Below are 15,746 nucleotides of genomic sequence, written 5' to 3'. Positions count from 1 at the left end.
GCTCTCAGTGATGTTCGCGATAGTTGGTCTGGCCGGCACCCTTGGACATGTAGTGATAGGTGCGCACCTTGTACTGGACGTCGACGTTCGGATTATTGATCAGCTTGATCATCTCGGCGCCGGCCAGCAGGGTCGGGCCGTAGCCGTGCAGGGCGAACGGGCTGGTCGGACGATTGTAGTAATACACCTGGTCGCTGGCGAAGGTGGTGCCGACGCAGGTGCCTTCGACCTGGCCCTTGTCGTTGATGCGGGTCGACAAGCCGGCCCAGCCGGCCTGGGCGATGGAGCCGTAGGTTGTCGGGCTGATCCAGCCCTGGTTGATGGCATGCGCGAACACGTAGACGAACATCGCGCTGGCCGAGGTTTCGAGGTAGGAATCGTTACGGTCGAGCATCTGGTGCCACAGGCCGCTGCCGGACTGGCGCTCGCCGATGCTTTTCAAGGTCGTGCGCAACTGGGCCAGCACCTGCGGATAGCCGGGATGGTCTTTCGGCAGCACGTCGAGCAGGTCGGACATGCTCATCACCGCCCAGCCGTTGGCACGCGCCCAGAAAAAGTTCGGCGCGTCGGGGTGGTTGGCGTTCCAGCCGTGGGTGTACAGGTTTTGCTGCTTGTTGAACAGGTAGCCGGTCATTTGCATGACGTTCTTGACGGCGTCGTCGAAGTGGGCGCGCTTGCCGGTCATGCGGCCCAGCTCGGCCAGGGCCGGGACCGACATGTACAGGTCGTCGGCCCACAGCGAGACCGCTTGCGGGCGCTCGCGCGCCATGGTGCCGTCCGCCAGGCGGAACTGCTTGTTGACCACCCAGTCGCTGCAGGTGGCGATGATGTTCGACAGGTCCGGGCCGATCTTCAGGGCGCGCGCGCGCATCATGGCGGCGCACATGGAGCCGGCGTCGTCGAGCGCGCGCGGGTCGAGGAAGCGCGAAAAGCTGTTGGCGCGTTCGAGCTTGAATTGATTTTCCTGGGCACGGAAGTAGGGCAGTTTGTCGGCGAAGAAGTTGAAGTGGCGCGCGGTCAGGTCGGTGAAGCGCTTGTCGCCGGTCGCTTCCCGGGCCTTGACCATGCCGGCGTGGACCACGCCCATTTCGTAGACCATGATGCCCATGTCCGAATGGCTCGCTTCGGTGATGGCGTTGGCGTTCGGCTTTTGGAAGTCAAGGATGGGCGCGCCGGTTTTCTTGTCGACCACGCGGGTCGGGGTGGCCGTTTCCATGAAGCCGCGGATGCGGTGCAGGGCGGCGGTGATCTCGGCCACCACGGGCTTTTTATATGGGACCGGATAGCTGCCTTCGCCCGGATCGCTCTGGTTCTTGTTGTCCGGATTGCGGTACGGGCCTTCGGCGTGGGCCGGGCTGCCCATGACGGCCACCGCGGCGATGGCGGCAAACAGTTTAAGTGCTGTATTCACATTGTCCCCTGTTATCAGTGATGATTTTTTAAGCGCTATTTGGTCAGGCCATTCTAGTTTGGTCAGGCCAAATGCGCAAGGCGGACTAGCCACTTGCGTCGCCCCATGGCATACTTTATCGACACGTGGATGATCTGGGAAGGTCGGCGATGGGGAATGCTGTTCGATGCTTGGTAGGTGTATTTGCCGGGGTGCTGCTGGTGGGGTGCGCTGATATGGTAACGAATTGCGCGTCAATGTCGGTGCCTGAAGCCGTCAACGCCAACGATTCCTTCCTCTACACTCAAGACCCTCATTCCCGCGCCGAGTGCCGCCTTGGCGCGGGAATGACGGATAAGACGATGGTGGCCGAGGAGGCTGTCGCTGCAACGGCCGCCGTACCGTACAACGCCGTGACAACCTACGCCAAGCTGGTGAAGGCCTACCCCTTCATTCAGATCGCCGACACCTGCGTCAACGCCGAGATCGTCACCATCAGCGCCATGGGCTATGTGCGCCGTGGCGCACACCTGCTGCAACTGGACCTGGTCCTGCCCGCGCAAACGGCGCGCGACAAAGGACCGGTGCCCGCCGTGGTGCTGGTCCACGGCGGCGGCTGGCGTTCCGGCGAGCGCGGCAACATGGCGCCGCTGGCGGCACGCCTGGCCGCGCGCGGCATCGCCGCCGCCGTGATCGACTACCGCCTGGCCGACGAAGCGCGCTACCCTGCCGCCATCCACGACGTCAAGGCCGCCCTGCGCTGGCTGCGCGCCAACAGCGCGGCCCACGGCATCGACCCGCAGCGCATCGCGGTGGCCGGCGGCTCGGCCGGCGGGCAGATCGCCAGCCTCGTGGGCGTGACCAATGGCGCGGACAAGTTCGATGCCGATGGCGCCGCCAGCATCGTATCGAGCGCCGCGCAGGCGGTCATCAACATCGACGGCCTGTCCGATTTCACCTCGCCGGCCGCGCGCGCGAACGAAGACGATCCTAAGAAAAAACCATCGGCGGCCGGCTTCTGGTTCGGCGCCAGCTACGCCGACGCAGCCGCACTGTGGCGCGAAGCGTCGCCCACCTCTTACGTCAACCGTGACACGCCGCCCATGCTGTTCATCGGCAGCGGCCAGGCGCGCTTTTCGGTCGGGCGCGACGACATGGTCGACAAGCTGCACGCCGCCGGCGTCGCCGCCCAGGTGGTGATGCTGCCCGATTCGCCGCACTCCTTCTGGCTGTTCGACCCGTGGATCACGCCCACGGCCGATGCCATGGCCGGCTTCCTGACGACCCAACTCCCTATTCCAACAACAACGAGACAACAACCATGACGACAACTCATCCCGCGCTGCGGGTCTTGCCACTGATCCTGCCGCTGGCGCTGGCCGCCTGCCAGGGCGCGCCCGGCACGCCGCAACCGCCGTGGACGGCGGACCTGGGCAACGGCCAGTACCAGAACCCGATCCTGCACGCTGACTATTCCGACCCGGACGCGATCCGCGTCGGCGACACCTACTACATGACCTCGTCGAGCTTCAGCAACACGCCTGGCCTGCCGCTGCTGCAATCGAGCGACATGGTCAACTGGGAACTGGTCGGCCACGCGCTGCCCAGGCTGGTGCCGGAGAACGTGTTCGCCACGCCGCAGCCGGGCAAGGGCGTGTGGGCACCATGCCTGCGTTTTCATGACGGCAAATTCTGGATTTTCTATCCCGATCCGGACTTCGGCATCTACGTCATCACCGCCACCAACTTCCAGGGGCCGTGGAGCGCGCCGCACCTGCTGGCCGGCGGCAAGGGCCTGATCGATCCGACCCCGCTGTGGGACGACGACGGCAAGGCTTACCTGCTGCACGGCTGGGCCAAGAGCCGGGCCGGTTTCAACAACGTGCTGACCTTGCGTAGCATGGCCCCGGACGGGCGCAGCCTGCTCGATGGCGGCGGCCAGATCGTCATCGACGGCAACAAGCTGCCGAATTACAAGACGCTGGAAGGGCCGAAGTTCTACAAAAAGGATGGCTATTATTATGTGTTCGCGCCGGCCGGCGGGGTCGAGGAAGGCTGGCAGTCGGTGTTCCGTTCGCGCAGCATCACCGGGCCGTACGAAGACAAGATCGTCATGACGCAGGGCAAGTCCAGCACCAACGGCCCGCACCAGGGCGCCTGGGTGACGGCGCAGGATGGCAGCGACTGGTTCTTCCACTTCCAGGACCGGCGCGCCTACGGCCGCCTGGTGCACCTGCAGCCGCTGCGCTGGAAGGATGGCTGGCCGCTGATTGGCGAGGAGGTCGATGCCAGCGGCGTGGGCCAGCCGTTCGCGCGCCACGCCAAGCCGCTGGCATCGGGCGCGGTGCGGGTACCGCCCACGGGCGACGAGTTTTCCAGCGCGGCGCTGGGGCTGCAATGGCAGTGGAGCGCGAATGGCAAGCCGGCGTGGTATTCGCTGGCGGCCCGGCCGGGCCAGTTGCGCCTGCAAGCGCAGCCGGGCACCAATCTGCGCGAGATGGCATCGGTGCTGACGCAGAAGCTGCCGGCGCCGGCGTTCACGGTCGACACCCGCATCGAACTGTCGGCCACGCGGGAGGGCGAGCGTGCCGGGCTGGTGCTGCTGGGGATGAAGTATGCATGGCTGGGGCTGCGCCGCGCCGGCACCGGCTCGCAGCTGGTGCTGGGTGTGTGCGAAGGCAACGAACACGCGTGTACCGAGAACGATCAGCTGGTGGTGCCGATTGACGCCAGCACGGCTTACCTGCGCATGACGATGGCGGACGGCGTGGCATCGTTCTCATACAGCCTCGACAACAGCAAGTTCATCGGGGCCGGCCAGCCGTTCAAGGCCAGCATGGGACGCTGGGTTGGCGCGCAGATGGGCTTGTTCAGCGCGGGCGGCACGCAGGGGCATGCCGATGTCGATTATTTCCGGGTCAGCCGCTGACGCTTAAAACGCCGGGTCGTTGGCCGCCATGCGCGAACGGCGCCAGCGCCAGACGTTGAAGGCGGTCAGCGCGGCCGGCACGGCGGTGACGACCAGCCAGGCGCTGGCATCCATGCCGCGCGTGATGACCACGCCGGCGCCGAGGGCAAAGGCGATCGCGCCGCGCAGCAGGATCCAGTTGAGCTGGGCTTTTGAATTAATTTTTTGCATGGGTCGATTTCTGGGCAATATGGGCGCCGCCGACGGGGGCGAAGGCGGTGCGGGTCAAACAGTCCGCTAGCGTATCACGAACACCGCTCAGGGCGCCGCCTGGCCCGGTTCCGGGTTCCATCCACGGCCGCCGCCGAAGCCGGCAAACACCGCCGCGCGGCTGGACAGGCGCGCCGCTTCCTGCGCGCTCAAGAGGTAGCCGCCGGCGCGCTGCGACAGGTCGAGCGGCTTGCCGTCCAGGCCGGTGCTGCCGAACTCGCGCCAGCCGCTGCTTGCACTCGCGCCGGCCGGGTTGGGCGCAGGCTCGCGCTGCACGCCCTTGCCGGCCCAGCCGGCTGGAGCGATGTGCTCGGCCATCTTGCAATTGATGTAGGCCACGTTATCCCAGGTGGCCGCCGTGCCCGGGCTGCGCGCCAGGTAAGTGGCGCCGGGCGGGACCTTGTTGGCCAGCGGGCCGGGACCGGGGCCGTGGGTCAACGCGCTGTTGAAGAACACGAAGCCGGGGTCCGGTGCGCTCACCGTACGCGCTTGCACCACGTAGCCGCCGCTGGACGGATTGGCGCTGTCGCCGACCGAGCGCAGTTCGCTTTCCTCGAACAGGGCTGCGCGGTTGGCGCCCCAGATGAAGTCGACGTTGCCTTCGATCAGGGTGCGGTAGAACCAGGAATAGCCTTTGACCTGGATCGTATCCTGCTCGCTGAAAAAACTGGCGTTGCGCGCAATCAGGCGGCCGCGATCGTTGTTGAAGTAGACGGTCTCCGCCTGCCCGGCGATCTTGTCGGAGCGCAGGGTGGTGTTCTTGAGGGTGAGCGTGTCGAGCGTGAGCAGGTCCGACGTTTCGGCCATCAGCAGCGCGCGGCCTCCCGTGAACGAGGGCGACTGCGGGCTTTGGCTTGCGCCCGAGCCGGGGTTGTAGCCATCGTTGTTGCCATTATGGATGACGACGCCATCGCGGCTTTCGCCCTTGATGGTCAGGTTGTCCTTGCCTCGGATGAACAGCATCTCGTCGTAGCGGCCGTTCTTGACGGCGATCGTGACCGGCGTGGCCTGGCCGGCGTGCTGCATTGCGTGGTCGAGGGCGCCCTGCACGGTGCGGAAATCGGCCGGGCCATCATCGTCCACGCTGAGAACGGGGCCGGCAGGAGCGGCGGCGCGGGTGCGGAAGGTCCAGCCGGCGGCCTTGCCGATGCCGGTGAACGGAGCGCCGTTGATGCTTGCGCCGGCGAACACGCCCGGCTCGACAATCACGTAGTAGGCGCTGCCGTAGGCGAGGCGGTGGGCGTGCGGGCGGATGGTGGCGCTGTTGCCGTCGATGCCGATCGGGTTGCGGCGGATGTAGCGCTGCTGGTCCTGGCCGGGGTAGCCGATGGCCGCGACTTCATCGCCGGGGCGGATGATGTCGACCAGCTTGTCATCGGACTGGCGGTAGATGCGCACCGAGCCGGTGCTGCCGGGGCGGGGTGGCTGGTCGAAGCGCAGGCGCAGCAGGGTGTCGGGCGGGACCGCGTCGGCGCGCGCGCGGGGCGAGAGGGCGCCGGCCAGGCCGGTTTTGTACGCGGCGGGCGGCGCGAAGGCCGGCGCGATGCTGGCGTCGATGATGCTTTGCACGCTCGGGTCGGTCACGCTGGCGAGTACGATGCTGGAACTGCCGGTTTTTTTGGGCGTGACCACGATGGCGTTGCCGCGCACGGTGGCGCTGGCCACGGCCGGGTTGCTGGAGCGGACCGTGAAGCGCGCCGGCGTAAGGCCGTCGCCGGCAAAGGCGCTGATGGGCAGCGTCGATGGCGGATCGCCAGCCTGCGCCTTGAAGCTGCTGGCGCCGACGGCGGGGGCGATGCGCATTGGTTTATGGGCTGGGTCGCCCACGCGGATGTCGTCGAGCTCGAAGCCTTTGCCGCTGCTGTAGATGCCGACCGCGCCGGGGATGGCCGAACCGGGCACGGTGGCGGTGGTGAGTTTTTCGCCGTTGAGGTAGACGCTGAGCGCCTCGCCAACCATGTCGAAGCGGACGGTGAGGAAGCGGCCCTGGCTGACGATGGCGCGCCTGACCTGTTTCAGGCGGCCGAGTTTGCCGTCGTGCTGGCGCACGATATCGGCCTGGACGGTCGGGCTGGCGTCGGCCATGTGCAGGCCGGCGCCGACCCAGTTGTTGGCGTCGACATGACGGCCCAGCAAGTACAACTGGCCGGGCGGGCCGGGCAAGGCGCGGATGCGGGCCTCGACAAAATAGTCGGCGGCGGGCGGCACCTGCGACAACAGCGCTCGCACCGCGGCCGGTCCCGCGTCGAGATGAAGCACCCTGGAGACCGATAACGGCAAACCGGGGTCTGACCTCTGATTCGAAACATTGCTAATCAGAGGTCGGACCCCGGTTGTAGGAGATTTTACCTTTGTGTCAGCCAGAATGTCAGCGGGCAGCAACAGGGCGAGGAGCAGAGAGGAGGTCAGGCGCTTGGACATGGCTCAGGATTCAGGGGGAAAGGCGGTATGCAAGGCAGTTGACCAACCGGTGCCCAACCGGGGTCTGACCTCGGATTCGAAACATTTCTAATTGGAGGTCAGACCCCGGTTGTAGGAATGTTGAACTGTGTTTTGGCATGGACATGGCTCAGGGCTCGGGGGCGAAGGCGGGGCGCAGGGCGGGGATTTGGCGTTGCAGCTCGCTCGCGACCATGCCGGAAAACAGGGCCGCGCCTTTGGCGCCGACGTGGGTGCGGTCGAAGCTGATTTTTGGGGTCCCTTGCGGTTCGACGGCCGCGCCTGGCGCCGCTACCACCTGCGCCGCATTCGTGGCGGCCGGCGGCGCTTGGGCCAGGGTGTCGGCTTGCGCCGATCCCATCGCTTGCACGGCGTCGGCGCTGATCTTGTTCAGGTCGATCAGGATGGCGCCGCTTTCGCGCGCCACGCGCCGTACTTCCGATGCCCAGGGGCCCAGGTCGTCGCGCAGGTAGCGGCCCTTGAAGCTGCGCCGCGTCAGCGGCGTGACCAGCACCGGTACGCCGCCCAGCGCGCGCGCTTCGCTGACGTAGCGCGCCATGTTTTGCGGGAACTGGGTGACGAGGTCGGTCGAGCGCCCGGGCTTGCCTGGCTGGTCGTTGTGGCCGAACTGGATCAGCACGTAGCTGGCGCTGTAGGCCGCGCCATCGCGCAGCAGCGCTTGCACTTCGTCCCAGCGCCCCTCGGCGCGAAAGCTGCCGGAGCTGCGCCCGCCGCGCGCGAGGTTGATGCAGGCGACGTCCGCACGCAGGCGCTGGCACAGGGCGTCGCCGTAGCCGGACCGGGTCGCCATGGTCGAGTCGCCGACGAGGATGATGCGCGCCGGCCGGGCCGCCTCGTCGGCCGCCTGCGCCGGGGCGCCGGCCGCGAGGCCGATGCAGGCGGCGGCCATCAGCGTGGAAAAGGGCTTCACCATCAGAAGGCGTAGTTGACGCGCACGTTGTAGGCGCGGCCGATCGGCTTGGCGATGTTTTGCGCGAACACCACGCGCGAGCTGAGACGCTGGTTCGACAGCGGCGGGTCGACATCAAGCAGGTTGTTCACGCCAAACGTGAACTTGAGCTGCTTGTTCCACGCGTAGTTGGCAGTCAGGTTGTACAGGATGTACGGCTCGATTTCATTATAAAACGGTTGGCCCGGCTTCTGGCTCGGCAGGGCGTTGGTGTCGATGTAGCTCGAGGTGTAGGACTGGGTCAGCTGGGTGCCGAAGCCGCCATTGCTCCACGACAGGCGCAGGTTGTGCTTCCACTTGAAGACGTAGGTGTTGGCCGAGGTGGCGCCGGTCGAGAGTGCGCCGGGCTGGCCGACGCTGTCGATCCAGTCGCCGCCTTCTTCGTTCTGGCCTTCGTACTTATTGACGTAGGTGCCGTCGAAGGACAGGCCGAAGCGCCCCATGGTGGCGGTCGGCAGGGTGGAGTTCAGGCTGGCGTCGATGCCGCGCGTGCGCAGGCCGCCCATGTTCAGGCGCGTCTTGGTGATGTAGGCCAGGGTGCCGTCGGCATTGCGCACGAATAGCCTGTTGTATTTGTTGACGTCGCCGAAGATCGTGTCTTCGGAAATCTGCGCGATCGTGCCTTTCATGTCGACGTTCCAGAAGTCGAGCGAGGCGACCAGGTTCTTGACCGGTTCGATCACGATGCCGGCAGTGAAGGTCTTGGATTTTTCCGGTTCGAGGCCGGGATTGGCGCCGGTCAGCACGGTCAGGGTGCTGCCGCAGACCTTGGCCGCGTCCAGGTTCAGGCCCGCGTACTTGGGATCGGTGGTGAGGGTGCCGGTGCCGCTGATGCCGGGCGTGGCGCTCGGGCACAGCACCGGATCATCCAACTTGGACGTCGAGGGCGCGCGCGTTTGCGGGGTGCCGTACAGCTCGGGCAGGGTCGGGGCACGGAAACCAGTGCTGGCGGTGGCGCGCAGCATCAGGGCCTTGGATGGTTCGTAGCGCACGCTGGCCTTGGGGTTGACGGTGGTGCCGAAGTCGCTGAAGCGGTCGGCGCGCACGGCCAGGTTCACATTGAGCTGCTTGGTGAAGGGGGCGTCGAGTTCCAGGTAGGTGCCCAGCACGGTGCGCGCGCCATGCGGGTAGCGGTTGGGCGTGCCGGAAACCTTGTAGACCACCGCGTCGCCGATGTCGCCGGAAGCGTCGCGGTAGGTTTCGCGGTGCAGGTCGGCGCCGACCGCCAGCGCCAGCGCGCCGCCGGCCAGCGGCATCAGCTCGCGGTTCATGGTCAGGTCGGGGCCGTAGTAGTGGACTTCGGCGCGGCGGTTGACCAGGCCGTCGGCGGAGATGCTGTCCAAATAGGCTTTGCCGGCCTGGTCCTGCTGGCCGAACGGGTTGAGCACGCCGTCGGCCACGCCTTTGTACAGTTCGGGCGTGCGCGCATAGCCGCTCAGGAAGCTGACGCTGCGCTTGCTGTAGGCGTAGTTGAAGCCCGCCTTGTAGTCCCAGCCCTTGAACTGGCCTTCTTCGGTGAGTACCAGGCGGTGGCTGTTCTGGCGGTCGTCGGTGATGGCCGGGCCGAGTTCGTCCAGGCTCCAGGTCAGGGCCAGGTCGGCGCCGTTCAGGCCGGCCACGGCGGGCACGCCGCCGGCGCCGCCCGGATACCATTGCCTCTTCTTGGTGATCATCAAGGGCTTGCGCAGGCCGGGATTGAGCTTGTCGTAGTCGGTCTGGGCGCCGAAGGGCTGGCGCGGATTCAAGGCGTCGATGTAGGACTCGGAACTGAGCAGCTCGACCGTGAGCATGTTGCCGTCGCCGTGGCGCAGGCTGTCCTTGGTAAGAAACGTGGTTTGCTTGTTCTCGGCCAGCAGTTGCGGGTACAGGTTCGGGTCGAGCACGCAGGTCTTGCTGCCGGCGCCGCTTGGCTTGGCCGAGGGCACGGTGTACTGGCCCGGATAGGGGGCGACGCAGCCGGCGCCAAAGTAGGGGTTGCCGGTGACGCTGGCCGGCTTGCCGTTGGCGTAGACGGTGTAGTTGGCCGGCGAGGACGAAGAGCCGGAGGTGTTGCTGGTGAAGGCGGTGCCGCCCAGGCGGGCGATGTCGTCCGGATCGCTGATGTTGGGGCGGTCGCGCTGCATCAGGGCGCTGCGTTTCTGGGTGTCGAAGGCGGCGTAGATGTTCCAGCCATCCTTGGCCAGGTCGCCGGTGCCGGTGGTCAGGCTCAAGCGCCGCTGGCCGCCGCCGCCGCTGCGCTCGGGTGCCACGACACTGGCGCTGATGCTGGTGCCGGAGATCGCGCGCTTGGTGATGAAGTTGACCACGCCTGCGATGGCGTCGGTGCCGTAGATGGCCGAGGCGCCGTCGCGCAGCACTTCGACCCGTTCGATGGCGCTCATCGGGATGACGTCGACGTTGATCGCGCTGTCGCCGATGGCTTCGTTGGCCAGGCGGCGGCCGTTGAGCAGGACCAGGGTGCGGTTGGTGTTCAGGCCGCGCATATTGATCATGGTGCCGCCGCCACCGCCGCCGACCGGTTCGTTGGTGGCGCCGGCGGTGAGCGAGGTGGCCACCTCGGACATCGTGGTCAGGCCGCGGCTGGCCAGTTCCTCGGCCTTGATGGTGGTCAGCGGCAGGGCGTTTTCACTGGCCAGGCGCTTGATGGAGGAGCCGGTGACGTCGACCCGCGCCATGGCGGCGTCGGCCTGCTGGGCGCAGGCCTGGTTCAGCAGGGTCAGCACCGCGATCGCGATGGAGGAAAGCAGCAGCTTGGGTTGCGCGAACCGGGATGGTGTTGGCACGGCGAGTCTCCTGATTGAATTGCTTTTATGGTTAGGCCAATTCTAGTTTGGCCTGACCAATTAATCAAGGTGGACTTGCCAAATGACTCCTCGTTCCCGCCACCACAACGTCGTTCCCGGCCTTGGCGGCCCCCTTGGCGGGAACCCAATTCCGTTCCGCAGCCGCAGACTGATTTGCGAACTTGGGTTCCCGCCAAGTGCCGCCTTGGCGCTGGAACGACGTGGTGGGGTGGCAAGAAAAAGATGTGGTGGTACTCTCGGAGTACTGAGTGGCGAGCAACGCCTCTGCGGTTCACCCCCGCGAAAACGTCCGCGTTACCCGTTCCAGGTGCGCGCGCATGGCTTGGCGCGCGCCAGCCACGTCATGCGAGGCAATCGCCTCCAAAATCTTGCGGTGATCGGTCAAGGTGGTCACGCGCAAATCCTCGGTCTGGAAATGCTCCTTGAGCTTGTGCCACAAACTGCCGCGCTGGTTCCACAGATAATCGACCACGCCCACCAGCGCCGTGTTCCCCGTGGCGCGTGCAATCGCCAGATGGAAGTTGCGGTCGGCCTGCTCGTTGCTGGCCCGGTCCTCATGGTGGTGCTCCATCTCCAGCACCGCCGTCAAAATCGCGTCAATCGCCGAATCGGTGGCCATCTTGGCCGCCAGCGCCGCGACTTCAGACTCGATCATGCGGCGCGCGGCCAGCACCTCGAACGGCCCAGGCCCCACTTCGGGCACATCGGCCTGCGCCGTGGCCTGCTCGCTCACGTACACGCCGGAGCCGCCGCGCACTTCCACGATGCCGCTCAGTTCGAGCACGATCAGCGCTTCGCGCAGCGAGGCCCGGCTCACGCTCAGCTTGGCGGCCAGGTCGCGCTCGGCCGGCAGGCGCTCGCCAGCCTTGATACTCTCGTCGCGAATGAGTTCTTGAATCCGGGTGGCCACCACACGGTACAGGCGCGGCTCAGGCGAGTTCGATTCTTGCGGCGCAGAGGGTTTCTTCATTGATTGCTGGATCCGGGTAAGGCGTGAGGGAGGGGGTGTGCATGCTCGCCTGATTTTAGTTTGCAATGGCTAATGTTGCAAGGTTCTCCCCCATGTGCGCGCTACCAGTTCGATTCACGCTCCGGGGTCGATGAAATGTGGTGGATCGACAAATCGGCGCCCTGGAATTCCTGTTCCGGATCGAGCCGCAAGCCCATGGTCCTTTTCAGCACGCCGTACACGAGGTAGCCGCCGGCCAGCGCGATGGCCACGCCGAGCACGGTGCCCGCCAGTTGCGAGGCGAATGATACGCCACCGAGGCCGCCCAGGCTTTTCAGGCCGAACACGCCGGCCGCAATGCCGCCCCAGGTGCCGCACAGGCCGTGCAGCGGCCACACGCCGAGCACGTCGTCAATTTTCCAGCGGTTTTGGGTGAGGGTGAACATGGCCACGAAAATCGCCCCGGCGATGGCGCCGGTGGCGAGCGCGCCGAGCGGGTGCATCAGGTCGGAACCGGCGCACACGGCCACCAGTCCGGCCAGCGGGCCGTTGTAGGTGAAGCCGGGATCGTTCTTGCCGAGCAGCAGCGCGGCCAGGGTGCCGCCGACCATGGCCATGAGCGAGTTGACGGCGACCAGGCCGTTCATCTTGTCGAGCGTTTGCGCGCTCATGACGTTAAAGCCGAACCAGCCCACCGCCAAAATCCAGGCGCCCAGCGCGAGAAAGGGAATCGAGGAGGGCGGATGGGCGGCGATGGCGCCGTTGCGCCCGTAGCGCCCGCGCCGCGCACCGAGCAGCAGCACGGCGGGCAGGGCGATCCAGCCGCCCACGGCGTGCACCACGACCGAACCGGCGAAGTCGTGGAACTCGGCGCCGAAGGCGGCCTTGAGCGCGGCCTGGATGCCGAAGCGCTGGTTCCAGGCGATGCCCTCGAACAGCGGGTAGATGAAGCCGACCAGCAAGGCGGTGGCGATCAGCTGGGGATGGAACTTGGCGCGCTCGGCAATGCCGCCCGAAATGATGGCGGGAATCGCGGCGGCGAAGGTGAGCAGGAAGAAGAATTTGACCAGCTCGTAGCCGTTGCGCGCCGCGAGCACCTCGGCGCTGGCGAAAAAATCGACGCCGTAGGAAATGCCGTAGCCGATGAAAAAATAGGCAATCGTGGAGACGGCGAAGTCGGCCAGGATCTTGACCAGGGCGTTGACCTGGTTTTTTTTCCTGACCGTTCCCAGTTCCAGGAAGGCGAAGCCGGCGTGCATCGCCAGGATCATGATGGCGCCGAGCAAGATGAAAAGCGCGTCGGCGGCGTGGTTGGTTCCGTTCATTGGACGATTCCCGATAAAGGTGCATGAAAGTGCTACTGCCCTTAAAGAAAGCAATAATCGTTCCATTTTGGTGCGAGCGGCCAAGCGCTTGATTTCATGGGGAAATGCGGCCGCCCGCGCGCCACCGCCCAGGGGCCGTGCACCACGGCGGCGCATCCATGTTGGTGCGCCTCAGGCGCCGCGATCGTGCCCGCGCAGCAAAAGGTCGAACTGGGGCGCGCTCAGCGGCCGGGAAAACAGATAGCCCTGGCCGAAATCGCAGCCGGCGGCGGTCAGCAGGTCGCGCTGTTCCTGCGTTTCGACGCCTTCGGCAATGACTTTGATGCCGAGCTTGTGGCCCATGACGACGATGGCTTCGCACAAGGCCAGGTCGTCCGAGCCGGCCACCATCTTGAGGACGAAGGATTGGTCGATCTTGAGGTAATCGATGTGGAATTTTTTCAGGTAGGAGAGGGAGGAATAGCCGGTGCCGAAGTCGTCGATCGACATCTGGATGCCGCTTTCGCGGAACGAGAGCAGCTGTTCGCGGATGCTGCAGGTCGATTCCATGAGCATGCCTTCGGTGATTTCGACCACGATTTCGGTGCCGACGTAGCGCCCCAGCACCGGATGGGCGCGCACGTGCGGCGGATGGCTGGCGTGGCTGGCGCCGGGCGAGTGGCGCCGGAACTGGGCCGGCGACATGTTGACGCTGATCTGGAAGTCGGGATCGATGCTGCCGCGCCAGCGCATGGCCTGGTGGAAGGCTTGCTGGAATACCCAGTCGCCGATGCCGACGATCAGGCCCGATTCCTCGGCCAGCGGAATGAATTCGGCCGGGCTGACCGGGCCGCGCTGCGGATGCTGCCAGCGCAGCAGGGCTTCGGCCTTGCGGATGCGTCCGCTGGCGAGGTCGACGATGGGCTGGTACAGCACGCGCAGCTGGTCCTGCGCGAGCGCGGCGCGCAGGTCGTTCAGGGTGCGCATCTTTTTCTGCGCGGCACGCTGCATCGATTGCATGAAGTAGCCGAACTGGTTGCGCCCGCGGTTCTTGGCCGCGTACATGGCCTGGTCGGCATTCTTGAGCAGGGTGTCGACGTCGGTGGCGTCGTGCGGGAACAGGGTGATGCCGATGCTGCCGGACAGGTACACGGTTTCGGCCTTGATGGCGAACGGTTCGGCCAGCGCGGCCAGCATGGCGTGGGCCACCCGCTCGACGCTGTCGAGGTCGTCGAGCTCGCCGAGGATGACGGTGAATTCGTCGCCGCCCAGGCGCGCCACGGTGTCGGCCTGGCGGATGCAGGCCGACAGGCGCGCGGCCACTTCGCGCAGCAGCTTGTCGCCGCTATCGTGGCCGAGGGTATCGTTGACTTCCTTGAAGTGGTCGATGTCGATGAACATCAGCGCCAGCGGCAGGCCGGAGCGGCGCGATTTGCGCAGTTCGTGTTCGAGGCGGTCATGGAACATGCTGCGGTTGGGCAAGCCGGTCAGGAAATCGAAGTTGGCCTGGCGCCAGATGGTGTCTTCGGCCAGTTTCTGGTCGGTGATGCCGGAAAACATGTTCACGCGGAACTTGACCTGGCCACGCTCGTCGTAAATGGTGTCCACGCGCAGCCATTCGGCGCATTCGTCGCCGTTCTTGTGGCGCGCCCACACCTTGCCCTGCGCATGGCCCGCCTTTTCCAGGCGCTGCAGCATGTCGCCGTTGTGGACCTGGCCCAGCGCGCCGGCCAGCAGCATGCTGGCCGGCCGGCCGATCAATTCCTGTTCGGTGTAGCCGCTCAGGCGGATAAAGGCGGGATTGACGGCCACGATGCGGCCGTTGGGCTCGGTGATCATGATCGCTTCGCCGATCGCCTCGTACACCATGGCCGACAGGTTCAGCGCACGCTCGGTCTTTTTCCATTCGCTGATGTCGGTGGAAATGCCGATGATGCCGATCAGGCGGCCCTGCCCGTCGCGGATCGGCGAATCGGTCACGTGCATGGGGAAGGTGCGGCCGTTGCGGTGGCGCACCAGGAATTCGCCCGACCAGCTGCCGCCGGCTTGCAGCCGTGCCATGATCTGGGCGGCCCGCTCGGTGCAGTTTTCGGCCGGGACCAGCTCGACGATGTTGCGTCCCAGCGCGTCGGCGGCCGGCCAGCCGTAGAGCTTTTCGGCGAAAGGGTTCCAGTACAGGATGGAGCCGGCCAGGTCGGTGGCGATGACGGCTTGCTCGACCGAGGCCAGCAGGCTGGCCTGGAACTGGATCTGTTGTTCGCAGATTTTCAGTTCGGTGATGTTGTCATGCACCAGCACCACGGCCGGCGCCCCGGCATGGTCGAGCGCGGTGATTTTGAGCGAGAACCAGCGCTGCTGGCCGGGCGCGTCGCAGGGATAGTCGAAGGTGGCGCTGCGGCGCCGCCCGGCCAGGGTGTCGCGCAGCAGCAGGCCGACCGGGGCGGCGTCGCCGCAGCCGTCCGAGGCGGCGCGGTCGCACACGTCGAGGTAATTGATGCCTTCGCAGACAAGGGCCGGATCGCCGCCGTTGGCCTGGGCAAAGTCGCGCCATGCCTTGTTGGCCGACAAGATGGTGCCGCGCTGGTCGATCAGGACGATATGCTCCAGCAAGGCGTCGATCGTGACCTCGGGGATGGAGTCGGGTAAGGCAGCTAGCATCGTCACACGGCCTCCCTGCGGCAGAGGGGGCAGAGCGCGCCGCGCATCCGCCAA

At 66.1% G+C, this 15,746-nt stretch carries 10 protein-coding genes; 2 read left to right on the top strand and 8 right to left on the bottom strand.

What is annotated here, in order from left to right:
* Positions 1-4 precede the first annotated feature (4 nt).
* Positions 5-1,411 (bottom strand): glycoside hydrolase family 88/105 protein, encoded by a 1,407-nt coding sequence (locus F2P44_RS20710; protein WP_370662727.1) that lies wholly within the window; start codon positions 1,409-1,411, stop codon positions 5-7.
* 326 nt (positions 1,412-1,737) lie between these two features.
* On the opposite strand from F2P44_RS20710, the gene F2P44_RS20705 reads away from it, so the two are divergent.
* Complete coding sequence (locus tag F2P44_RS20705) at positions 1,738-2,715, top strand: alpha/beta hydrolase (protein ID WP_167088937.1); 978 nt, start codon at positions 1,738-1,740, stop codon at positions 2,713-2,715.
* Complete coding sequence (locus F2P44_RS20700; RefSeq protein ID WP_167088936.1) at positions 2,712-4,319, top strand: glycoside hydrolase family 43 protein; 1,608 nt, start codon at positions 2,712-2,714, stop codon at positions 4,317-4,319. The genes F2P44_RS20705 and F2P44_RS20700 overlap by 4 nt, the downstream gene beginning before the upstream one ends.
* Before the next feature lie 3 nt (positions 4,320-4,322).
* Here the strand turns inward: F2P44_RS20700 and F2P44_RS20695 are convergent, their stop codons facing one another.
* The 7 genes from F2P44_RS20695 to F2P44_RS20665 form a co-directional block, all read right to left on the bottom strand.
* Complete coding sequence (locus F2P44_RS20695) at positions 4,323-4,529, bottom strand: hypothetical protein (RefSeq protein WP_167088935.1); 207 nt, start codon at positions 4,527-4,529, stop codon at positions 4,323-4,325.
* Between the two features lie 87 nt (positions 4,530-4,616).
* Positions 4,617-6,827, bottom strand: a complete 2,211-nt coding sequence (locus F2P44_RS36170; RefSeq protein ID WP_167088934.1) for a pectinesterase family protein — start codon at positions 6,825-6,827, stop codon at positions 4,617-4,619.
* A gap of 310 nt (positions 6,828-7,137) precedes the next feature.
* Complete coding sequence (locus tag F2P44_RS20685; protein ID WP_229423655.1) at positions 7,138-7,941, bottom strand: rhamnogalacturonan acetylesterase; 804 nt, start codon at positions 7,939-7,941, stop codon at positions 7,138-7,140.
* Positions 7,941-10,760, bottom strand: a complete 2,820-nt coding sequence (locus F2P44_RS36165) for a TonB-dependent receptor domain-containing protein (RefSeq protein WP_167088933.1) — start codon at positions 10,758-10,760, stop codon at positions 7,941-7,943. Before F2P44_RS36165 ends, F2P44_RS20685 begins: the two co-directional genes overlap by 1 nt.
* A gap of 292 nt (positions 10,761-11,052) precedes the next feature.
* The gene (locus tag F2P44_RS20675) at positions 11,053-11,751 is read right to left on the bottom strand and encodes a FadR/GntR family transcriptional regulator (RefSeq protein ID WP_167088932.1); all 699 of its coding nucleotides are present in this window, start codon (positions 11,749-11,751) and stop codon (positions 11,053-11,055) included.
* A 101-nt stretch (positions 11,752-11,852) separates the two neighbouring features.
* Positions 11,853-13,055, bottom strand: a complete 1,203-nt coding sequence (locus F2P44_RS20670; RefSeq protein WP_167088931.1) for an ammonium transporter — start codon at positions 13,053-13,055, stop codon at positions 11,853-11,855.
* Positions 13,056-13,226: 171 nt separating this feature from the next.
* Positions 13,227-15,692: an EAL domain-containing protein gene (locus F2P44_RS20665; protein ID WP_167088930.1), complete on the bottom strand. Its 2,466-nt coding sequence runs from the start codon at positions 15,690-15,692 to the stop codon at positions 13,227-13,229.
* Between the last annotated feature and the right edge of the window lie 54 nt (positions 15,693-15,746).

Origin of the sequence: Massilia frigida, from assembly GCF_011682175.1 — a bacterium.
GTDB classification, from domain to species: Bacteria; Pseudomonadota; Gammaproteobacteria; order Burkholderiales; family Burkholderiaceae_D; genus Telluria_A; species Telluria_A frigida.
The sequence above is the reverse complement of the archived record's forward strand: the minus strand, read 5'-3'. Positions and strand labels throughout refer to the sequence as shown.